20 protein-coding genes are annotated in these 20,863 nt (G+C 69.4%); 9 read left to right on the top strand and 11 right to left on the bottom strand.

Annotated elements, in window-relative coordinates; genetic code table 11:
- Positions 1-110 precede the first annotated feature (110 nt).
- Positions 111-443, top strand: a complete 333-nt coding sequence (locus MRBLMI13_RS11790; RefSeq protein WP_367822719.1) for an ArsR/SmtB family transcription factor — start codon at positions 111-113, stop codon at positions 441-443.
- Positions 443-1,126 (top strand): cation transporter, encoded by a 684-nt coding sequence (locus tag MRBLMI13_RS11785; protein ID WP_079113910.1) that lies wholly within the window; start codon positions 443-445, stop codon positions 1,124-1,126. Before MRBLMI13_RS11790 ends, MRBLMI13_RS11785 begins: the two co-directional genes overlap by 1 nt.
- 205 nt (positions 1,127-1,331) lie before the next feature.
- Here the strand turns inward: MRBLMI13_RS11785 and MRBLMI13_RS11780 are convergent, their stop codons facing one another.
- Both MRBLMI13_RS11780 and MRBLMI13_RS11775 read right to left on the bottom strand, forming a co-directional pair.
- Entirely contained in the window at positions 1,332-1,934 is a 603-nt protein-coding gene (locus MRBLMI13_RS11780) for a response regulator (RefSeq protein ID WP_367822717.1), read from the bottom strand.
- Positions 1,931-3,154: a sensor histidine kinase gene (locus MRBLMI13_RS11775; RefSeq protein WP_309686119.1), complete on the bottom strand. Its 1,224-nt coding sequence runs from the start codon at positions 3,152-3,154 to the stop codon at positions 1,931-1,933. Before MRBLMI13_RS11775 ends, MRBLMI13_RS11780 begins: the two co-directional genes overlap by 4 nt.
- Before the next feature lie 155 nt (positions 3,155-3,309).
- Here MRBLMI13_RS11775 and MRBLMI13_RS11770 point away from each other — a divergent pair, with 155 nt between their 5' ends.
- Positions 3,310-3,852 (top strand): small multidrug efflux protein, encoded by a 543-nt coding sequence (locus MRBLMI13_RS11770; protein WP_367822714.1) that lies wholly within the window; start codon positions 3,310-3,312, stop codon positions 3,850-3,852.
- 72 nt (positions 3,853-3,924) lie between these two features.
- Here MRBLMI13_RS11770 and MRBLMI13_RS11765 read toward each other — a convergent pair whose 3' ends face one another.
- The 4 genes from MRBLMI13_RS11765 to MRBLMI13_RS11750 all read right to left on the bottom strand — a co-directional run bounded on the left by MRBLMI13_RS11765 (position 3,925) and on the right by MRBLMI13_RS11750 (position 8,761).
- Complete coding sequence (locus MRBLMI13_RS11765; protein ID WP_367822712.1) at positions 3,925-5,553, bottom strand: Ig-like domain-containing protein; 1,629 nt, start codon at positions 5,551-5,553, stop codon at positions 3,925-3,927.
- Between the two features lie 137 nt (positions 5,554-5,690).
- Positions 5,691-6,509: a carbohydrate ABC transporter permease gene (locus tag MRBLMI13_RS11760; protein WP_367822710.1), complete on the bottom strand. Its 819-nt coding sequence runs from the start codon at positions 6,507-6,509 to the stop codon at positions 5,691-5,693.
- Positions 6,502-7,428, bottom strand: a complete 927-nt coding sequence (locus MRBLMI13_RS11755) for a carbohydrate ABC transporter permease (protein WP_367822708.1) — start codon at positions 7,426-7,428, stop codon at positions 6,502-6,504. The genes MRBLMI13_RS11760 and MRBLMI13_RS11755 overlap by 8 nt, the downstream gene beginning before the upstream one ends.
- A complete protein-coding gene (locus MRBLMI13_RS11750) occupies positions 7,421-8,761 on the bottom strand; it encodes an ABC transporter substrate-binding protein (protein WP_367822706.1) in 1,341 nt (446 codons plus the stop codon). The genes MRBLMI13_RS11755 and MRBLMI13_RS11750 overlap by 8 nt, the downstream gene beginning before the upstream one ends.
- 181 nt (positions 8,762-8,942) lie before the next feature.
- On the opposite strand from MRBLMI13_RS11750, the gene MRBLMI13_RS11745 reads away from it, so the two are divergent.
- The 3 genes from MRBLMI13_RS11745 to MRBLMI13_RS11735 are packed head-to-tail and all read left to right on the top strand — an operon-like array spanning position 8,943 to position 12,888.
- Positions 8,943-10,445 carry an LLM class flavin-dependent oxidoreductase gene (locus MRBLMI13_RS11745; protein WP_367822704.1) on the top strand — a complete coding sequence of 501 codons (1,503 nt, stop codon included), beginning with the start codon at positions 8,943-8,945 and terminating at the stop codon, positions 10,443-10,445.
- On the top strand, positions 10,442-11,668 hold the full coding sequence (locus tag MRBLMI13_RS11740) for an acyl-CoA dehydrogenase family protein (RefSeq protein WP_042537157.1): 1,227 nt from the start codon (positions 10,442-10,444) through the stop codon (positions 11,666-11,668). Before MRBLMI13_RS11745 ends, MRBLMI13_RS11740 begins: the two co-directional genes overlap by 4 nt.
- On the top strand, positions 11,668-12,888 hold the full coding sequence (locus MRBLMI13_RS11735; protein ID WP_367822702.1) for an acyl-CoA dehydrogenase family protein: 1,221 nt from the start codon (positions 11,668-11,670) through the stop codon (positions 12,886-12,888). Before MRBLMI13_RS11740 ends, MRBLMI13_RS11735 begins: the two co-directional genes overlap by 1 nt.
- Before the next feature lie 116 nt (positions 12,889-13,004).
- Here MRBLMI13_RS11735 and MRBLMI13_RS11730 read toward each other — a convergent pair whose 3' ends face one another.
- The gene (locus MRBLMI13_RS11730) at positions 13,005-13,370 is read right to left on the bottom strand and encodes a hypothetical protein (RefSeq protein WP_367822700.1); all 366 of its coding nucleotides are present in this window, start codon (positions 13,368-13,370) and stop codon (positions 13,005-13,007) included.
- Positions 13,367-14,911: a PspC domain-containing protein gene (locus MRBLMI13_RS11725; RefSeq protein ID WP_367822698.1), complete on the bottom strand. Its 1,545-nt coding sequence runs from the start codon at positions 14,909-14,911 to the stop codon at positions 13,367-13,369. The genes MRBLMI13_RS11730 and MRBLMI13_RS11725 overlap by 4 nt, the downstream gene beginning before the upstream one ends.
- 114 nt (positions 14,912-15,025) lie before the next feature.
- Here MRBLMI13_RS11725 and MRBLMI13_RS11720 point away from each other — a divergent pair, with 114 nt between their 5' ends.
- From MRBLMI13_RS11720 to MRBLMI13_RS11710, 3 genes are all read left to right on the top strand, one after another.
- Complete coding sequence (locus MRBLMI13_RS11720; RefSeq protein ID WP_367822696.1) at positions 15,026-16,318, top strand: PspC domain-containing protein; 1,293 nt, start codon at positions 15,026-15,028, stop codon at positions 16,316-16,318.
- Positions 16,311-16,970 (top strand): LuxR C-terminal-related transcriptional regulator, encoded by a 660-nt coding sequence (locus MRBLMI13_RS11715; RefSeq protein WP_367822694.1) that lies wholly within the window; start codon positions 16,311-16,313, stop codon positions 16,968-16,970. Before MRBLMI13_RS11720 ends, MRBLMI13_RS11715 begins: the two co-directional genes overlap by 8 nt.
- Before the next feature lie 195 nt (positions 16,971-17,165).
- Positions 17,166-17,606, top strand: a complete 441-nt coding sequence (locus tag MRBLMI13_RS11710) for a GNAT family N-acetyltransferase (protein ID WP_367822692.1) — start codon at positions 17,166-17,168, stop codon at positions 17,604-17,606.
- A 70-nt stretch (positions 17,607-17,676) separates the two neighbouring features.
- On the opposite strand, the gene MRBLMI13_RS11705 is transcribed toward MRBLMI13_RS11710, so the two are convergent.
- The 3 genes from MRBLMI13_RS11705 to MRBLMI13_RS11695 form a co-directional block, all read right to left on the bottom strand.
- A complete protein-coding gene (locus tag MRBLMI13_RS11705) occupies positions 17,677-18,336 on the bottom strand; it encodes a response regulator (protein ID WP_367822690.1) in 660 nt (219 codons plus the stop codon).
- Entirely contained in the window at positions 18,333-19,568 is a 1,236-nt protein-coding gene (locus MRBLMI13_RS11700; RefSeq protein ID WP_367822688.1) for a sensor histidine kinase, read from the bottom strand. The genes MRBLMI13_RS11705 and MRBLMI13_RS11700 overlap by 4 nt, the downstream gene beginning before the upstream one ends.
- A 68-nt stretch (positions 19,569-19,636) precedes the next feature.
- Entirely contained in the window at positions 19,637-20,845 is a 1,209-nt protein-coding gene (locus MRBLMI13_RS11695; RefSeq protein WP_367822686.1) for a serine hydrolase domain-containing protein, read from the bottom strand.
- Positions 20,846-20,863: the final 18 nt, after the last annotated feature.

Raw genomic sequence — 20,863 nt, 5'->3', positions numbered from 1 at the left:
TCGATTCGGTGCCAGCGCCGTTCACGATATCGAGGGGAGATTTCGCCGATGTTGCCGATCCGCACCTATTCAGGATTCTCTGAATTCAAATTTCTGTGTACTGTTGCTGCGTGACCCTCACCGCCTCGCTCACCCATACCGCCGCGGTCGCCCGCCTCGGGCATGCACTGTCGGACGCGACTCGGGCAGGCATCCTGCTCGCCCTCCGAGACGCCCCCGCCTATCCCTCCGACCTCGCGGACGAGCTCGGGGTCAGCCGTCAGCTCCTGTCGAATCACCTCGCCTGTCTGCGGGGATGCGGTCTCGTCGAGAGCGCCCCCGACGGACGCCGCAGCCGCTATGCGCTCGCAGACCCGCACCTCGCCACAGCCCTCGACGAGCTGATGCGCGTCATGCTGATCGTCGACCCCGACTGCTGCGACGGAGACGGGTGCAGCTGCTGATGTCGGTGACCGCCCTCACCCCCGAGCGGCGTGCGACGCTGCATCGCCGCATCCGGCTCATCGTGGCCTTCACGATCGTCTACAACGTGATCGAGGCCGTCGTCGCGATCGCCGCGGGGTCGGCCGCCTCCTCTGCCGCGCTGATCGGGTTCGGACTCGACTCGAGCATCGAGGTGCTGTCGGCCGCCGCCGTCGCCTGGCAGTTCACCCGCCGCGATCCCGAGCGGTGGGAGAAGCCCACCTTGCGAGTGATCGCTGTGGCTTTCTTCGCGCTCGCGGTCTATGTCGCTGCGTCGTCTGCGCTGTCTCTGCTCGGCGGAGACCGGCCCGAGCACAGCGCTGTCGGTCTCGTGCTGACCGCGCTCAGTGTGGTGATCATGCCGCTCGTGTCGTTCGCCGAGCGACGGGCGGGTGTCGAGATCGGATCCGCCACGGCGGTCGCCGACTCGAAGCAGACGCTGATCTGCACCTACCTGTCGGCCGCGGTGCTCATCGGACTGGCCCTCAACAGCCTGTTCGGCTGGTGGTGGGCGGATGCCGTCGCCGGACTCGTCATCGCGATCTTCGCCGTTCGAGAGGGCCTCGAGGCATGGAAGGGCGACGCCTGCGCGACCTCGGTCGGCATGATCCTGGAAGACGAGCACGCTCGTCACACGCACGACGACGCACGTCATGAGCACTGACTCGGGAAGAAGTTCAGCGAGATCCTGACCTCAGCGTCACTTTCGGTCGACTTCGGGGTCTTGCACATGAGACCCGAAGTCGGCCTGGGGGAACATGCCCGCTTCCGGTCTGAGCCGCACTCTCCCCTGTTGAGCGGCTCGCGGGTGGGGCACCTCCCACAGCCCCACCCGCCCTCCTGCTCGTCACGGGGTCGGCGCGCTGGCGTCAGATCCAGCCGCGTTCCTCGGCCATCAGCACCGCCTGCTGCCGTGTGCCCACCGACAGTTTCGCGAGCACCGCGGAGATGTGGTTGCGCACCGTTCCCGGGGCGAGGGACAACGCCCTCGCGATCTGGGTCGTGGTCTCACCACGACGCCCCGCACGCAGCACGTCCAGCTCACGATCGGTGAGGGGCGAACGCTCATCGCTCAGCGCGTCGGCCGCGATCTCGGGATCGACATAGCGAGCTCCCGCCGCGACCCTGCGGATCACATCGGCGACCTGATCGGCGCCTCGGGACTTCGGGAGGAAACCTGCGACGCCCGATGCGAGCGCGCGCCGCAGCACCCCTGGGCGGGCGTGACGGGTGACCACGACGCAGCGCGTGACGATCGCCCGGTTCAGCCGCTCGGCGACCTCGACGCCGTCGAGCCCCGGCATCTCGAGGTCCAGCAGGCAGACATCGGGGGTCAACCTGAGCGCGGCAGCGAGCGCCTGCTCTCCGTCGGCGCACTCGGCCACCACCTCGATGTCTCCCTCGAGGCGCATCAGCGCGGCGAGAGCCGAACGGATCATGCCCTCATCGTCCGCGAGGAGCACCCGGATCATCGCGTGCCCTCCTCGTCAGCAGGCTGCATCTCAGATGCCGGCACCGTCACCGAGACGATGAACTCACCGGCGTCCTCGCGGATCTCCAGGGTTCCGCCCGCTTCCGAGATGCGTCGTCTGACCCCGTCGAGCCCCGACCCCACCGGCTCTCCCCCGACGCCGGCCGCCACATCGTTCGCAACCTCGTAACGCCAGCCGTCGGCGACCCGGCGGAGGGCGAGACGCGCGCGGCGGCCGGCGCCGTGCCGCAGGACGTTGGTCGTGGTCTCCCTGATCACGGGTCCGAGAGCCGACGATGGCGCGTCGTCGGCGTCCGGTGCGATATCGGCCTCGACGTCGAGTCCGGCCGCGGCGAGAAGATCTCGCGCATTCGCGACCTCGTCGCCCAACGGCACCGAACGGAAGCGCGTCGCAAGGTCGCGGGTGCCCTGCCGCGCTTCGTCGACACTCACTCTGGCTGCCTGCAGCTGCTCCAGAGCCGCATCGGGGTCGATCCCCATGAGGCGCTCGGCCAATTCGAGCTGCAAGGCGATCACCTGCAGGTGGTGCCCCTGCAGGTCGTGCACATCCGTGGCGACGCGCAGCCGCTCCTGCGTCGCAGCGAGTCTCGACTCGGATGCCCTGGCGCGGTCGACGGTGACGAGCACATCCCACCACCAGAGGGAGCTCACCGACATCGCCGGGATGATGATCGCATACAGCGCGGGGATCCAGCCGGCGACGCCGATGTCTGCAGCGCCCCTCGCCGTGTCGACGAAGGCGACGAGAACGAGCAGCAGAGTGGCGAGCGCGACGATCCGCAGGCGGATGCCCTTGGGCCAGTTGAGCAGCACCACCGACTGAGCGACAGGCATGAGGGCGAGCAGCCAGCTGTCGATCACCAGTCCGGCGACGGCTCCGTAGCCGACCGCTGTGAGCAGAGGCAGCGCGATGCGCGTCCACGCGATTCCGGGCTCCGCATCGAGCCGGTGGCGGTACCCGGCGAGCAGCACCATCGTCGAAGCCCACCAGACGAGCCCTCCCAGCCCCACGATGAACGGAGCCGCCACGTCGCCCGGTACGGCGAGGGCCTGCAGCGTCCAGATCAGCACCAGGAACAGCTCGAGGAAGACGACGGCCGAGAATGTGTACCACCAGGTCGCGGTGATGCCCCGGGCGAGTTGGCGCGCGCCGGGCGGTGGGTCGCCGGAGTGGTCGGCGACCGGAGAAGTGCTGCTCATGCCCCCAGAGTACGGGCGTGACACATGTCACGGATGCCGCAGGCGAACCACCCGGAAAGCAGTGACGCTGCGACACTGCCGCGGTCGGGCGAAAGGCGGTGGACTGGATGCATCGCGACGGAGACACCGTCGCTCAGACCGGCAGGAGCCACCCCATGAATCTCATCGAGACCTTCCAGGGCTTCGTCGCCCAGGTGCCCGAACTCGTCCAGCCGCTCATCGTCGCCCTCGCCGGGGCGATCCCCTTCATCGAGGGTGAGGGTGCCGTGTCGATCGGCATCATCGGCGGCATCCACCCCGTGGTCGCGGCGATCGCGGCGATCGTCGGCAACTTCCTCTGCGTCGCTGTGCTCGTCATCGCCAGCTCGGGGGCGCGCACAGCGATCGTGAACCGGTCGCGCAGCCGGCAGGCTGTGGTCGCCGGCGGCGGAGCCGTCGAGACGGTTCCCGCCGACTCCCCGGATTCCGACCGCGGCAGTGCCCGCCGCGAGAAGTTCCAGCGGGCCTTCGAGCGCTACGGAGTCCCGGGCGTCAGCCTGCTCGGCCCGCTGCTCCTGCCCACCCATTTCACGGCCACGATGCTCGCCGCGTCGGGCGTCGGCAAGGTCCGCATCCTCGTCTGGCAGGCTGTCGCGATCATCGGCTGGACCACGATCGTGGCTGTGATCGTCGGCGGCGCCGTGTACGCGATCCGCTGAGCCCAGGCGCCGGACGCACAGAAGAAGCCCACCCGCGGAGAGCGAGTGGGCTTCTGCTGTGCGTGTCTCACGTCAGCGACGTCCGGTGCTCGACCGTCGCCTCGCGGCGATGCCTGTGGCCAGTCCGCCACCGACGATCAGCGCGAATGCGAGGGACAGGAACGCTGCACCCGATTCGCCTCCCGTCAGCGCCAGCCCGCCGGGGGCCGCGATCGGGCTCGGCGTCGGGGTCGGCGTCACGACCGGTGACGGCGTCGGAGTCGGGGTCACGACCGGTGTCGGCGTCGGCGTCGGCGTCGGCGTCGGCGTCACGACCGGCACCGGGTTGGCGATGTTGGTCAGGGTCAGCTCGACACCGGCAGTCGTCTGCGGTGTCACCTCGTAGGTGCCGTCGCCGCCGTCGACGACGCCCTCGCCGGCGATCGTCCATTCACCCCACGTCACGCCCTGGATCTCCGGCAGATCGATCTCCTCGATCACGAAGGTCGATCCGAGGGGCGCACGCGCGCTGACCACCGGCTGCCCCACGGGAACCGACATCGTGGCGGGCGGGGCATCCGATCCCTTGACCGAGTACCGCACCGTGTAGGTCGCGTCGCGCACGGCGTCCGCCTGTGCGCCGGCGATCTGCTTCGTGATCGAGAACGTCGTGTAGGCGACACCGCTGCCGTCGCCCCCACCGGACTCGACGACCGTGTGGGTCGCCGACGTCTCGAAGGTGTCGACGATCGCGTGGTTGCCGAAGGTGTCACCGTCGGCCACGGGTGCGTCTGCCTGCGTGAAGTAGACCAGCTCGTATGCGAACCCTCCGGCCGGCAGACCGGACGCCACGAACTCGAACGAGCGCCCGTCGTCTGCCAGGTCGATCACGTAGGCCGAAGGGTCGACCTCGCTCGCGTCCCCGACCAGCGCGCCGTTCACGACCGCACGCTGAACCAGCTTCACGTCGCCGGTGTAGTGATGCCCCGTGAGTCCCGCGTCGAGCGTGTCGGTGATCGTGAACGACCCCTCATCGACATAGCCGCTCGGAATCCCGATGACCCACTTCAGCAGTCCATCGGTCGCGGTCTCCCCGCCGTACTTGTAGGGCTCTTCCTGTTCGGCCGGGTCTTCGGGCACCACTCCGCCGTCGCCGGGGAGATCGACGATCTCGACCGTGTCGCCCAGGTCGAACTCGACCGTCTCGCTGGTCGTCGTCTGCGAGGCCCGTGCCTCCATCCAGAACGTGCCTCCGACCTTCTCGAGACCCTCGACCGCTTCGGTGAGAGTGCAGACCATGTCGGGCCCGCCACCCGCCGCCACGGCGCAGTTCGCCATGACCAGACCCGTCACGGGATCGGCGATGGTGAACTCCCCGGCGGACTGCCGACTGAACTCAGCGGGGAGCGTCATCCCGAAGGTCTCCCCCGCCTGTGCTCCGGCCGGCACTGTCCACTTGCCGGAGATCCTCACGTTCTGCCACTGCACGAGCGGCCCGCCACCGTGCTGATTCTCGAGGGACACACCGCTGATCGCGCCGGGATACGTCACCGTCGGAGCCGCGGTGGCCGGAACAGCAGACCCCAGAAGTCCGGTCACCGCCATGACCATCCCCACGATGATCGCCGCGATGCCCCGACCTCGCGTCATCGCTCCCCCGGTCGTCTTCGCCTCGCCTGTCGTCCTTCTGCGCGCACGCACGAAACCACGCTCCCCAGTCATCGTCTTCCCCATCCGATTCGAGTCGCTCCCAGTCGCGACCCATCTAAGAGATCAGGAAAATGCCCGGGGATTACGTGGCAACCGGTATACAGCTTCGATATACCGGAATGGGTTGCTGGCAGTGCGTGGTTCCCGCCTCAGCGCACAGCCCCGGCAGTCAGTCCTCCCACGAGCCAGCGCTGGAAGAACACCGCGGCGGCGAAGACCGGGATCACCCCGATGAACGACGCGGCCGCGATCTTGCCGAAGTGCGGGGTGCGGTCTCCGTAGAAGAGCGACAGCGCGACCGGGAAGGTCTGCGAGTCCACGCTCTGGGTGAGGAAGGTCGCGAGAAGGAACTCGTTGTAGTTGAGGATCGCGACGATGATGCCGATCGCGACGAGGCTCGGCAGCAGCAGCGGCACGACGACCGACCACAGCATCCGCAGGGTGCCCGCTCCGTCGATGCGCGCCGCCTCCTCGATCTCGACCGGGAGCCGGCGGATGAAGCCCTCCAGCAGCCAGACGGCGACGGGGACGTTGACGAGTGCGTAGACGAGCGTGAGTCCGAGAAGCGTGTTGTTCAGCCCCACGGATCGCAGAAGCGTCAGCAGCGGCACCACGGCGACGATCGGCGGAAGCAGCCACGGGCTCATCAGTGTCGCCGCGAGCGTGCGGCCACCTGCGTTGTGGCGCACGATGGCCCACGCGCCGGGGACTGCGATGACGAGTGAGACGGCAGCGCCGCCGAGAGCCGCGGCCAGGGAGTTCAGGATCGAACGCGGGATGTCGGTCGACAGCACGTCGCCCCAGTTCTCCCAGTGCGGGGCGGCGCTCCACAGGACTCCCGAGACCGTCTCGTCACGCCCCATCAGCGACACCGAGAACAGATACGCGAGGGGGACGAGGGTGACGGCGAGCGCCACGAACCGCACACTGCTCGCGACCGGCCGCAGACGGGTGCGCGACTCAGTCATGCCGGGCCTTTCGTGCGAAGACCGCCACCACGAGGGTCACCACGGTCACGATGACCGCGAACACGAGGGTGATCGCGGACGCCCGACCGATGTCGAACTCCTTGAGGGCGACCTGCTGGATGAGATAGGTCGTCACGGTCGAGGCCTGACCGGGTCCGCCCGACGTCATCACGAACACGAGGTCGAAGACCTTCAGCGCGATGACGAGCCGGATGAAGAGTGCGGCGATCACCGTGCCCGCGATGGCCGGCCAGGTGATGTGCCGGAACAGACCGGCTCCATGTGCTCCGTCGAGGGACGCCGCCTCCCGCACGGACGGGTCCTGCGTGAGCAGCGCGGCGTAGACGAGGATCACGATCAGCGGCGTCCACTGCCAGACGTCGGCGAGGCCGATCGCCGGGAGCGCCCATGCCGTGGTCGACAGCGGCGCGAGCGAGACGCCGGGAAGCACGGTGGCGAGGAGTCCGCCGCCGGGGTTGAACACGAGCTTCCACAGGGTTCCGACCACCACCGGAGGTGTGATGAGAGGAAGCAGGAGCAGCGTGCGCACGACGGCGCCTGCGCGGGTCGCACGCTCCAGCGCGACGGCGATGGCGACCCCCAGCACCACGCTGACGACGGCCACCACGACGGCATACGCGACCGTCCGAGCGAACGACGCGACGACGTCGGCATCCGCGAGTATCGTCTCGAGATTCGCGGTTCCCACCCACTCCTGGAACGGTCTCCCGAGTGTCGAATCGGTGAAGGCCGCGGCGAGGATGAAGACGAGCGGATACGCACCGAGCACGACGATCGACAGGATGGTCGGCGCGGTCAGCAGTCGTGCGGTGCGGGACCGCGACGGACCGCCCGCCCGTCGCGGCACGTGGCCGGACGCGCGGGCGATGCGCACGCGGATCGACGAGGCGTCAGCCAAGGATCTCTTCCCACTCGGCCTGCACTCGGTCGAGCGTGTCCTGGGCGGTGCCGCCCTCACCCGCGATGAGCTTGGCCAGCTCGTCGGTGAGGATCTGCGCGGCCTGCGAGGCGTTCTCACCGGTGGGCCAGGCCAGCGAACCACTCAGCGTCGTGCGGTTGACCCGCTGCAGGTCGGGGTAGGTCTCGCCGTAGGCCTCGCTCTCGAGCGAGGACTCGCGGTTCGGGTCGATGCCCGTCTGCGGGTCGGCGACGATGAGCTCGGAGTTGACCTCGCTGGACGAGGCGTACTCGATGAAGGCCTTGGCGAGGTCCGTCTTCTCGGTGTTCGCGGCGACGACCCACGTGAAGCCGGCCACCAGCGAGGCGCGCGCCTCGGTGTTCTCGCCGCCGACGGGCAACGTGGTCACGCCCCACTTGCCCGCGACCTTCGAATCGGGGTTGGTCTCCGAGCCCACGCCCAGGTCGGTCCAGTTCTCGATGAACGCGACCTTGCCGTCGTACCACGCGCCGTTGCCGACGCCGAAGTCGGTCTCGGCAGCCGTCGGGAAGGCGTAGGGCACCGCATCCACCAGCGCCTCGGCAGCGGCCACCGCTTCCGGGGAGTTGATCGTGGGCTTGCCGTCCTCGTCGACGAACTCGCCGCCGAAGCCCGCCAGGCGGTTCGCGTAGGCGGCGCCGAGGATCAGCGGCGACTTCTGACCGAAGATCGCGGATCCGTAGACGCCGTCATCACCCTCGTTCTCGGTGATGGTCTTCACATCGGCGAGGTACTCGTCCCAGGTCGCGGGGGGCTCGGTGATGCCGTTCCGCTCGAGGATCTCCTTGTTGTAGAAGAGCACGTGCGTGTCGCCGTCGAAGGGCAGGCCGTAGCGGCGGTCGCCGACCAATGTGTACGGGTCGTTGATCGACGGGATGAAGTCGTCGGTGTCGAGCGACGGGGTCTCGTCGATCCAGTCGGTGAGGTCCTGGATGGAGCCGCCCTCGGCGAGGTCCCCGATCGACACGTACCAGGGAGCGGCGACGTCGAACGTGTTCGCGCCCGACTGCTGGTCGAGGGCGAGGGTCGAGCCGATCTCGTCGTAGGGCACGATCGTGAGGTTCACCTCAGCGCCGGTCTCCTCTTCGAAGTGCTCCTTGAGCCAGTTTCCTGCGCCCTCGTGCGACGTGATGAGCAGCGCATTGAGGGTCTGGCCCGAGAAGTCGCCGTCTGCGCCCTCACCACCGGACTCGGGGCTCTGGGTCGCGCAGCCGGCGACGGCGATGGTCGCGGCCGTCAGAGCGGCGGCGCCGAGGAGGACGCGGCGGCGACGGCGGCTCGGAAGGAATGACATGGGGGCTCCTCAAGGCGTCGGGTCGGGGAAGCAGATCGGCGCTCACGCTAGGAGCCGAGGGACGACCGCCGCATCGCGGACGTAACAGTTCGTCGTGGAGCGACGCGAAGAGTCATCCGGCGGGTCGCCGGACTGCTCGAGTGGCTATGGTCGCGACGTCCCCGATCTCCTGAGGAGCACCATGTCTCGCCGCATCATCCTGAACGCCTTCGACATGACCTGCGTGACTCACCAGGCTCCGGGACTCTGGCGGCACCCTGAGAACCAGGCCGATCGGTACCACGATCTCGACTATTGGGTGGATCTCGCGAAGACCCTCGAGCGGGGCAGGTTCGATGCGATCTTCATCGCTGACGTGCTCGGGACGTACGACGTCTATCGCGACTCCGCCGCCACGGCGCTCGGTGATGCGACGCAGGTTCCCCTCGGCGACCCCGTCGTGCAGATCTCCGCCATGGCGCACGCGACCGAGCATCTCGGATTCGGTGTGACCGTCGCCACGACCTACGAGCAGCCGTACGCGCTCGCGCGCCGGTTCTCGACTCTCGACCACTTCACGCGCGGCCGCGTGGGATGGAACGTCGTGACGAGCTACCTCGACTCCGCCGCCCGAAACCTCGGACTCGACACGCAGATCGCGCACGACGACCGGTACGAGATCGCCGAGGAGTTCCTCGACGTCACGTACAAGCTGTGGGAAGGGTCGTGGGAGGACACCGCCGTGCTGCGCGATCGGGAGGCCGGCGTCTTCGCGGATGCGTCGCGCGTGCACCCGATCGGCCACGAGGGGCGGCATTACCGGGTTCCCGGCATCCATCTCGCCGAACCCAGCCCGCAGCGCACGCCGGTGATGTTCCAGGCGGGTGCCTCCCCTCGCGGACGCCAGTTCGCCGCGAAGCACGGCGAGGCGATCTTCATCAACGGACTGCGTCCGGAGGCGACGCGTCCGGTCACCGACGACATCCGCGATCGCGCCGAGACTCTCGGGCGCCCACGGGATTCGGTCAAGATCCTCACCCTGGTCACGGTCGTCGTCGCGGCGACGGACGAGGAGGCTCAGGCGAAGCTCGATGACTATCGCCGCTACGTCTCAGTCGAGGGCGCGCTGGCACTCTATGCCGGATGGACGGGACTCGACCTGTCGCAGTACGACCCCGACGTCCCCCTCGAATACGTCGACACGGATGCCGGACGATCCGCCCTCTCGGTCTTCACCAAGGCCGATCCGGAGCGCAAGTGGACGCCTCGCGACATCGCCCACTACGTCGGGATCGGCGGCATCGGTCCCGTCATCGTGGGCAGCCCGCAGACCGTGGCGGACGAGCTCGAACGATGGGTCGAGGTCGGCGGTGTCGACGGCTTCAACATCGCCTACGTCGTGACACCCGGGTCGTTCGAGGACATCGTGGACCACCTCGTGCCCGAGCTCCGCCGCCGCGGGCGCACCTGGGACGACTACCCCGAGGGCACGCTGCGTGGACGACTCAGCGGCGACGGCTCCCCCGTGGTGCCGGAGTGGCATCCCGCGCACGCCTACCGCGGCGCCTACGACGGCGGCGCGTCGGCTTTCGACGGCACGCTCGGCGGGCCGCTGGTGGATGCAGCCGCCGCCTCCGCTCCCGCTTCCGTGTCGGCGGAACTCGACGACCTGACAGAACTCACCGAGAAGGAGGGCGCCCGATGAGCGTCATCGCAGAGACCACCCACCGCAGCCGATGGACGGGAACGGCGGATGCCGAAGAACGCGCGCACTGGCGCGGCATCGCCGAGCGCGTCGCCGCCGAGCTCGAGAGCGATGCGCTGCAGCGCGACCGAGCGAACCAGGACCCGACGGTCGAGCTCGACCTGCTCCGCGAGGCGGGGCTGGTGACGCTTCTGCAGCCGGCCGAGTTCGGGGGTGGCGGCGCGCACTGGGAGACGGCCTTCCTCGTCATCCGCGTCCTGTCGCGCGCCGATGCGTCGGTCGCCCAGGTTCTCGCGTACCACTACATCAACTCGGGCAACATCGGCTTCGCAGCCGACCCGTCGGTGCAGGAGAGATGGCACCGCAAGACCACAGAGGGCCGATGGGTGTGGGGCGACTCCGTGAACCCGACCGACCCCGACCTCGAACTGACCGTCGACGGCGAGGGGTATCGACTCAACGGTCTCAAGCGCTTCTCGACCGGCGCCTCGGCCGGCGACGTCGTGCTGGCGGCCGCACTCGTGCGCGGCGGCGAGCGCGACGGTCAGGTGCTGTTCGTCGTGCTGGACCACGACCGCGACGGCATCCGATATCTCGGCGACTGGGATGCACTGGGACAGCGGCTGTCGGCGAGCGGGTCCGTCCGCTTCGAAGACGTGCGCGTGTCTGCCGACGACGTGCTCGGCGAGCTCGGGGACGAGCCTTTCTCGACGCTGATCACGCCAGGCATCCAGCTCGCCTTCGGCAACCTCTACCTCGGTGTCGCCGAGGGAGCACTCGCCCGGGGACTCGACATCGTCCGTGCGCGCCCGCGCGCCTGGTTCCTCAGCCAGGCCGACTCGTACCGCGACGACCCGTTCGTGCAGCGCGTCGTGGGCGAGTTCTCTTCGCGGATCGCGGCGGTCGAGGCGCTGGCGGACCGCGCCGGGCGTCTCTTCGACGAGGTCGTGGATGAGGGAGACGGGGTCACGGCGGCGCGCCGAGGGGAGCTGGCCATCGAGATCGCCAAGGTCAAGGTCGTCTCGACCGAGGTCGGCATCGAGGTCGCGAACAGGATCTTCGAGATCACCGGCTCGAGTTCCGCGCGTGCGGATGTCGGGCTGGACCTGTTCTGGAGGAACATCCGCACGCACTCGCTGCACGATCCGATCGATTACAAGAAGCTCGAGGTCGGCGCCTGGACGCTGAACGGCGAGCTCCAGCCGATCTCGCTGTACACCTGATGGGCGAGCAGATGCGGCGGCTCGATGCCGTGCGGGAGCGCCTGCGCCCGGTCTTCGCAGAGATCGCGGCGGGCACGGTCGCACGGGAGAAGGATCACGAGCTGCCGTTCGCCCAGGTCACCGCCCTCCGCGCAGCGGGCTTCGGTCGACTCCGGCTGCCGATCGAGCACGGCGGTTTCGGGCTGGACTGGGAATCCTTCGCCGAGATGCTGATCGAGCTCGCCGCGGCCGACTCGAACCTCCCGCAGATCTTCCGTGGCCACATCGCTTACGTCGAGCACATCCTGGCTGCGACGCCGAGTGAGCGGCGCTCCCGCTGGCTCGAGCGCATCGCCGACGGAGAGCTGGTCGGCAACGCGTGGTCGGAGAACGGTGCCGCCGCCGTGGGGACGAATGCGACGCGCGTGACCCGACGCCCTGATGGAAGCTGGCGAGTCGACGGACGCAAGTTCTACACGACGGGCAGCATCTTCGCAGAGTGGATCGACGCGACCGTCGACCTCGACGGCACGACCGTGACCGCCCTCATCCGCAGGCATCAGGACGGAGTGGAGATCTCCGACGACTGGGACGGCTTCGGACAGCCGCTGACGGGCACCGGCACTGCCGTGTTCACGGACGCCTCGGTCGATGAAGACGACGTCGAGCCGTTCACGTCGCGGTTCCCGTTCCAGACGGCGGTCTATCAGCTGACGCTGCTGTCGGTGCTGGCCGGGATCGCCGCCGCGATCGAGCGCGACACCGTCGCTCAGGTGCAGGCACGCACTCGCACCTACAGCCACGGCAGCGCCGAGCGAGTGGCCGACGACCCTCAGATCCTGCAGATCGTCGGCGAGCTGACGGCGACGAGTGCGACGGCCAGGGCGCTCGTGCTCGACGTCGCTCGAGCGGTCCAGCACGCAGCAGACGTGCTGGGCACACCGGAGACGGAGGATGCCGTGATCGCGGCCGAACTCCGCTCGGCGCAGGCGCAGATCGTGCTCACCGACCTGGTGCCCCGCGCCGCCTCTCGGCTGTTCGACACGCTCGGCGCATCTGCCGTGAGGTCGGGCACCGCTCTCGACCGCCACTGGCGGAACGCTCGCACCGTGTCATCGCACAACCCGTGGATCTTCAAGGCCCGACAGCTCGGCGACCACGCCGTGAACGGCCGGACGCCCGAGTTCGTCTGGTCGGTCGGGCAGGCGAAGGTTCTGGAGGCGAGCACGGCCGAGCGCTGAGACGTTCACCGAGGCTGCCCACCTCGCCCCTCTCGAGGCGGAGGGAACGACGCAGGCACCCGGTTCTCTGGCCGAAGCCGCATGAGCCGGGTGCCTCGTGAACCACGCCCCTCGAGCTACTCGATGGGAAGATCGTCGACGGAATGCGGCGGGATGCTGGCGCTCGTTTGGCGCTGCACCGTCCGGCGTTGCACCGTGCGGAGCAACGCCGTCGCGCCGGTGACGAGCAGGAGCACACCGATGGTCAGGATCATGAGAGTGCTGATCGTGACGGGTGTGAGGGTGAGCGCCCAGTCGGCGACGCCCGAGCGGCGGTCATCGTCGGCGATGAGCCAGAGCGAGGTCGCCGCCACGGCGGCGAACAGGACGCCCCAGACGATGGCCGCCCAGCGGGTGCGAGGCGGGGTGACCGCTTCGGCGTGGGGTGCGGATGCAGCGGTCGCCCCTGCTGTGCCCGCCTCGGTGGTCGTCTGAGTGCTCATCGCTCGTCCTCTTCCTCAGCCTCGATGAGGGTGATGTCTATCTCGCCGCTGGTCTGCGCGATGGTCACACGCTGCACGGTCGTCGTCGGTGCGTTCTCGGCCGAGATCGTCTCGGCCACGACCGATTCGCCGTCGCGTTCCGTCGCCGTCCATGTGCCGCTGTCGATGATCGCGCCGGTGCCGGCCTCGACCCGCGTCCAGCTCACGTCGGCGGTTCCGACGGTCGCCCGCAGCTGCAGCTGCACACCGGGGTCGACGGAGATCCAGGTGCTGCCGGCACCCTTCTCCACGACGATCGGCCGCGGAGCGTCGTCATGCTGGTTGAGCGAGATGGAGAGGTCACCGAACGGCTGGCGCACGTGCGCGGCCTCGTTGTTCGAGATCGATACCCAGCCGATGCTCACGCCCTGGAAGGCGGAGGACCCGCCGGCCACCAGTCCGGCGACGAGCGTCAGCACGGTCGCGAAGGCGAGGAAGCCGCTGCGCCGTCGGAGGGCACCGGCGACGATCATCCCGATCGCGAGCACCAGTGCGGCCGACAGCAGGCCGAGGGCACCGCCGACTGCGGCGTCGCCGGTGCCGAGCCCGACCAGAGCGCCGACGACGATGGCGAGGCCGATGACCGAGGCGACGATCGCGAGACCCGCGCGTGGGCGGGAGGCGCGACGAATGCGGCGGCGCTCCGCGGCCTCGGCGGCGAACACCGCTGCCTCCGCCTGACGCTCGCGTCTGACCTGATCGCGCGCCATGCGTTCGGCATCCTGCTGCCGCCGGCGCCACGCCTGGTCCTGCTCCTTCCACGCCCGGTGCTGGGTCCGCCACGCGGCGACCTCGGCCGGGTCCTGCACCCCGGAGGGAAGAGGCGCGGGTGGTGCGGGCGGTGCGTCGTCGATGAACGCGGCCGGTGCGGCGTACACCTCGGACGAGGCGGCGGATGTGGCATCCGCCCCCTCGGCGGTACCCGAACCGCCGAGGGGAACGGATGCCTCCGGGGCCGCCGGATCTGCGGAAGCCACCGGCAGATCAGGCGCGGAAGCACCCGGGGTGCGTCTTGCAGCACGCACGATCAGGAAGAGCAGGCCACCCACGATGACCAGCCCGACGATCCAGCTGAAGACCGCCAGCGCCGACCAGCTCTCGTATCCGAACCCGAAAAGGCGTCCGGTGAGCGGAGCCGTCGGAATCAGCCCGACGATGGCCATGCCCAGAAGACCGAGCTGGACGGGCTGGTAGTCCCGCCGCAGCAGGTCGCGGACGTGGACCCGCCCGTCGAGATCCGGCAGCAGCGCCCAGGCGAGGGCGTAGAGGAAGATCACCGGCAGGCCGAAGAGCGCTGCGACCACGAGGACGCCGCGCACGATCAGCGGGTCGATCCGCAACCGGGCGGCGATGCCGGCGGCGACCCCACCGAGCCATCCGTCGGAGCGGACCACTCCGAGACCGGCGACCCACAGGAGGAATCGCTCGGCGCCGTGCGGAACGGCCGTCCTCGGCGGGCTGGCCTGGTCGGCGGGAGGCGGTGGCGCGGTCGGAATCGTCATGTGTCAATCCTGTCTCCCCCGGTCGGATCCCTGCCATGGGGTGAACCCCTGAGCGACCCCTGATTCTCTCCAGGGGAGGTCACGGATCCGCGCGCCGGATGATTGGATGTCGACATGTCCTCTTCCGCGACCGCGTCTGCGCGACCCTCTCGCTCCGCCGTGTCGTCGCGAGCGGGAGTAGACCTCCAGCCCGAGCCGCGTCAGGCCCTGACACGCGACAGAGACTGCCTGGTCGCAGGCGTCAGCGCGGGTCTCGCCCGTCACCTGGGCGTGCGGGTGTGGATGGTCCGTGCGCTCTTCATCGCTCTCACGATGTGCGGCGGGGCCGGCATCCTGCTCTACGCCTGGTGCTGGGCGTTCACGCCCTGGGCCGACGGCGACGGCACCCCGTCGCGACGGGTGCCCGTGGCCTGGATGCTGCTCGCCCCTGCGAGCGTCGGCATGCTCATCGTGCTCTTCTGGCGCGGCGGCAGCGACTGGCTCTCGGGAACGATTCCGCCTGATGCGGCGGCCGTGGTCGTGTTCGGCACCGTGGGGGCGGCGACCGGGGCCGGGCTGTGGGCGACCCTGATCGATCGCACCGACACCGCCCGCGGACCTCGACACACGATGCTGGTCAGGATCCTCTCGATCGCGCTCCTCGCGATGCTGTTCGGCCTGCTCCTGACCCGGCCTGTCGGCAGCACCGGTGTCGCACTCGTGCTGGTCCCGCTCGCCGGGATCCTCGCCGTGCTGCTGTCGACCCTGATTCCACGGTGGCGCGACCTGGCGGGCGAACGCGTGCGGCGCATCCGTGAGGAGCAGCGCAGTGAGATGGCCGCGCACCTGCACGACTCCGTGCTGCAGACCCTCGCGCTGATCCAGAACAGGGCGGGCGCATCGAGCGAGGCGGCTCGACTCGCACGGGCGCAGGAGCGTGAGCTGCGAGCCTGGCTGTACGACGGCGATGCCCCGGCCGACAGCGATCTGGCGACCGACCTGCGCGACTATGCCGGGGGCCTGGAACTCGACTACCCGGTGCGGATCGAGGTGGTGTCGGCGGGCCTCTCCACCGAGCGTGCGAGCGGGGAACTCGCCGCGGCGGCGCGAGAGGCGATGCTGAATGCCGCACGGCACGCGACGGGCGAGGTCTCGGTCTACATCGAGGGCAATGCGACCGACGTCGACGTCTTCGTGCGTGACCGGGGTCCGGGCTTCCGACCGGACGACGTGCCGGGCGACCGCCTGGGCGTGCGGGAGTCGATCATCGGTCGGATGCGTCGAGCCGGGGGATCGGGCACCGTGCGCAGCGATGAGAGCGGCACCGAGGTGCATCTGCGACTGTCGACCGTGCCGCGGGGCGCGGCGAACGCGCAGGTGCCGAACGCGCCGGCGAACACGGATGAAGGCGAGGAAGCTCGTGGCTGACACCATCCGCATCGTGATCGTCGACGACCATTCGATCTTCCGCTCAGGGCTTCGCGCAGATCTCGATGCGAGCGTCGAGGTGATCGGAGAGGCAGCCGACGTGCCGTCCGCCATTGCGATGATCCGCGAGACCGTGCCCGATGTGGTGCTGCTCGACGTGCACCTTCCGGGTGGCAGCGGCGACGACTCCACCGGCGGCGAGTCGGTGATCCGCGGCTCGCTGCCGACGACGGCCCGGTTCCTGGCGCTGAGCGTGTCGGATGCCGCAGCCGACGTCGTGCGGGTGATCCGCGCCGGTGCGCGCGGCTACATCACCAAGGGCTCATCCGGCGGGGAGGTCAGCCGCGCCGTGCACGCCGTCGCCGACGGGGATGCGGTGTTCTCGCCGCGGCTCGCCGGGTTCGTGCTCGACGCTTTCGGCGCGGTCGCCGGCGAGATCGCCACGACGACCGACGAACTCGATCGACTGTCGGCACGCGAGCAGGAGGTGATGCGGCTGATAGCCCGCGGATACGCCTACAAGGAGGTGGCCGCAGAGCTGTTCATCTCGATCAAGACGGTCGAGACGCACGTCTCATCGGTGCTGAGGAAGCTGCAGCTGTCGTCGCGCCACGAACTCACGGTGTGGGCCTCGCAGCGTCGACTGCTCTAGCGGGGGGCTGTTCCTCGGGATGCTTCGGGCAGCGTGCGACTCAGCGTATGCCGGGGTCGGCCGTGAGCTTTCCGAGCAGACGCTCGAGCTCGCTGAGGTCGTGCAGCGCTGGCCGTGGCAGAATGCTCGGCGATGCTCGAAGACGGCGATCCGAGTGCGACATCATCACGCCCCCAGACACGCGAACGGACAGAGATGGCTGAAGCGACAACAATCCTCGACCGGGTGGCGACCGCTGCCGAGCATCGATCGATCGCGGAATCGGTGGGCTGGCACGACGCCTTCGACTGGGCGACGATCGCAGATTCCCTGGCCGGCTCGACGTTCGGCGTGGTCGCGTATGCCGGAGACGCGGCTGTAGGCATGGGGCGCGTCGTCGGAGACGGCGTGAAGTACTTCTACGTGCAGGATCTGGCCGTCCTCCCGGCCTTTCAGGGGACCGGCCTGGGGGCGCGCATGCTGGACCGCCTGACGGAGCGAATCGCCATGGTCTCCCCGGCAACGGCCTTCGTCGGATTGTTCTCGACCGCCGCGGGCACCGACCTCTACACCTCTCGCGGTTTCGGCCCGGGCGACATGACCGGGCTGTTCAGGCTCATCGAGCCAGCGCCGCGGGACGATGAGCAGAACGGATAGACGCGGGACGACAGGACAGCGACCGGCACGCGCTGAGCACGTTCATCTGAGGGCCACGGTGCGGCCCCAGTCATCCCGCCTCGACGACCCCGGCCCTGATCCCCCAGAGCACGGCCTGCAGGCGGTCGCGGGCTCCGGTCTTCTGGAGGATGCCGGCGAGGTGGTACTTGACGGTCGTCAGTTCCACGAAGAGACGGTCGGCGATCTCGGCATTCGACAGCCCCTCGGCGAGGAGTCGGAGCACATCCAGCTCCCTCTCGGTGAGCGGAGGCCCCTCGGCCGGGACCTGCGTGCTGCTCGCTCGACGGCGGTCGGCGAACTCGTGCAGGATGCGGCGGGTCAGGCGTTGGTCGAGGGTTCCGTCGCCGGCGGCCACCGAGCGGACCGCGGCGAGCAGCGTGTGCTCGTCGGCGCCCTTGAGGAGGAACCCGGCGGCGCCGGCCTCGAGAGCGGCGAAGACATCGGCGTCGACGTCGAAGGTGGTGAGGATGAGCACGTCGGTCGCCAGGGCTGCGTCTCCGACGATCTCGCGTGTGGCTGCGATGCCGTCTGTTCCCGGCATCCGGATGTCCATGCAGACCACGTCGGGGCGGAGGCTGCGGGCGAGACTCACGGCGTCGGCGCCGTCGACCGCTTCGCCGATCACCTCGATGTCGGCCTCGGCTCCGAGGATGACGGCGAGCCCGGCGCGCACGACGGCCTGGTCGTCGGCGATGAGAACACGGATCACGGGGTGCTCCGTCCGTCGTAGGGGATGCTCAGGCGATTGGTCCATCCGCCGCCGTCGTCGGGCCCTGCTGACAGGTGCGCTCCGATGAGTTCGGCCCGCTCCGCCATGCCGGATAGTCCGTAGCCGGCGCCCGAACTGTCGGTGGTCTCCCGCGTTCGGACTTCGGCGGAGGGCTCGTTGGCGACCGTGATCTCCACGGCATCCGCTCCGAACCGCACGGTCACGGCTCCCGCCGCGCCGGGCGCATGTCTGGCGACGTTCGCCAGCGACTCCTGCACCATCCGGTACGCGGTGGTCTCGGCGAGCGCACCCACCGGACGCGCATCCCCGACGGCGGCGAGTGCGACGCGCTGGCCCCGTTCCCGCGCGATATCCACGAGCGCAGGGATGCCGGCGATGGTCGGCACCGGGCTCGGGGCACCTGAGGGTGCGTCGTCATCGCTGCGCAAGAGCCCGACCGTCCGTCGGAGGTCGGCGAGCGCGATGCGGGCATCGTCCTGGACCGTCTGCATCATCTCCCGCGCCCGGTCGAGATCGCTGCGGGTGAGAGCGGTGGCGGCCTGGGCGCTCACGATGATCCCCGAGAGGTGATGCCCGGCGATGTCGTGCAGCTCCCGCGCGAGGGCCTCGCGCTCGGCACGCACCTCGCGCTCGGCGCGCTCGCGCCGCTCGTGCTCGGCCATCCTCGCCTGCTCCTGCAGCGCATCCGCGAGACGCTCGCGCCCGCGCACGTACTCGGCGACGGCCGCCGGTGCCGCGTACTGCAGGGCGATGCGCGCGATCACGGTGAGGATCACGACGAGCGCCGATTCGCGTGACCCCAGGAGCAGCGCACTCGCGCCGACGCCGGTGGTCACGAGCGCGCCGAGGGCGAGCGCCGTCAGCGCCGGGTTGCGCGGGCTGCGCCGAGCCATCGCATAGGCGGCGAGGATCACGCCCAGCGAGCCGACCCCCAGCTCCCCCGCCGAGGTCGCCAGGATCACGGCGTCGAGGAGCACGGCGCCGGCGAAGACGAGGATCGGTGCGCGCTGGCGGAAGACGAGCAGGACGGCCTGCAGGGCGACCAAAGCGGCGTGCACGATCGGCGATACATCGCCCGGCACCGCTGCGGGGAGCTCGTCGATCCACAGGTCGGCTCCGATATAGCCGACCGCGGCGGCGAGCACGAGAATCGGCGGGATCGCGCGGCGCACGCGTTCGGCGCGCCGGGAGGGCGGCTCCGCAGGGGACATGGACTCAGTCAACCACGCCGGGCCCCACCCCCGTCGGGAGGCAGGACCCGGGATCGATCGAGGTGTGATCACCGATCGCACAGTGTCTCATCGAGCGCCTCGACGACGATCCGATACTGCTCGAGCAGCACCTCGTCGTCATCCGGGGAAACCACCGCCCAGGGAAGCGCGGTCACTGCGATCGTGACAGCGGTGCCGTCGGGTGCGACGGCGTTGCGCGTCTGGGTGCCGGGGATGTCGCCCCCGTGCCCCCAGGCGAATCCTCCGCAGCTGAGCGGGTACCGCTGCAGACCGAGTCCGTACTCCGCCTCGGGCCAGAGCTCATCGCCCGCCGGCACGGTGGTCTTCATCGTCTCGAGCCCGGCACCGCTCAGCAGCTCGCCGTTCAGCAGCGCGCGCATGAAGGTGTTGAGCTCTGCCGGGGTGGACACCATGGCTCCGGCCGACCAGGCGAATGACGTGTCCATGGCGGAGATGTCACGCAGCTCTCCCGGAACGTCGGCGTGATAACCGGTGGGGTGCTCCCCGCGGAGCGGGAGCTCACCGGGGGCGGGGAAGTACGTGTGCTCGAGTCCCAGCGGCGTCACGATGCGCTCATCGATCTGCTGGGCGATCGCGCGGTCGGTCACCGCCTCGATGAGCAGCCCGAGCACCAGGTAGTTCGTGTTGCTGTACTCCCATCTCTCCCCCGGCGCGAAGCTCGCAGGGCGAGTGAGGGCGATGTCGAGCATGTCCCGCGGCGAGATGTACTTCTCCTGCGCGCCGAAGGCATCGGCCGCGATCTGGTCGGCGTATTCCGGCAGACCGGTCGTCTGCTGCAGCAGCTGGTGCACGGTGATGCCGGCGCCGTCGATCCCCGCTCCCCTGATCAACCCGGGAAGATACGTGTCGATCGGAGCGTCCAGGTCGACGAGGCCCTCGTCGACCAGCTGAAGCACGATCGTCGCGACGAACATCTTGGTATTGCTGGCGATCCGCACTTCTGCGTCGGGTGGAGGCGCCTGGCCGGTCTCGATGTCGCCCTCGCCGGCGACCGCGTTCTCGACCTCACCATCCGGCGAGGTCACCGATGCGAGGGCCGCCGGGTAGCCGGCGTCGACGAGGGACTGCAATCTCGTCTCGAGCGCGCTGGTCGCCTCCGGTCGATCGGACGCCCGGAACAGCGCGCCCGCTGTGATCGCTCCCGCGACGAGCACGGCGGCGGCCGCGATCGCGATCACCGTCCGCATCCTGCGTCTGGGGGCGGGCTGGTTCTGGGGTGTGGGGATGTCGTTCATGATGTGTCCTTTCCCGTG

Source organism: Microbacterium sp. LMI13-1-1.1 (assembly GCF_040815625.1).
In the GTDB taxonomy this organism is placed as follows: Bacteria; Actinomycetota; Actinomycetes; order Actinomycetales; family Microbacteriaceae; genus Microbacterium; species Microbacterium forte.
This window is presented reverse-complemented; position numbering and strand designations above follow the sequence as displayed.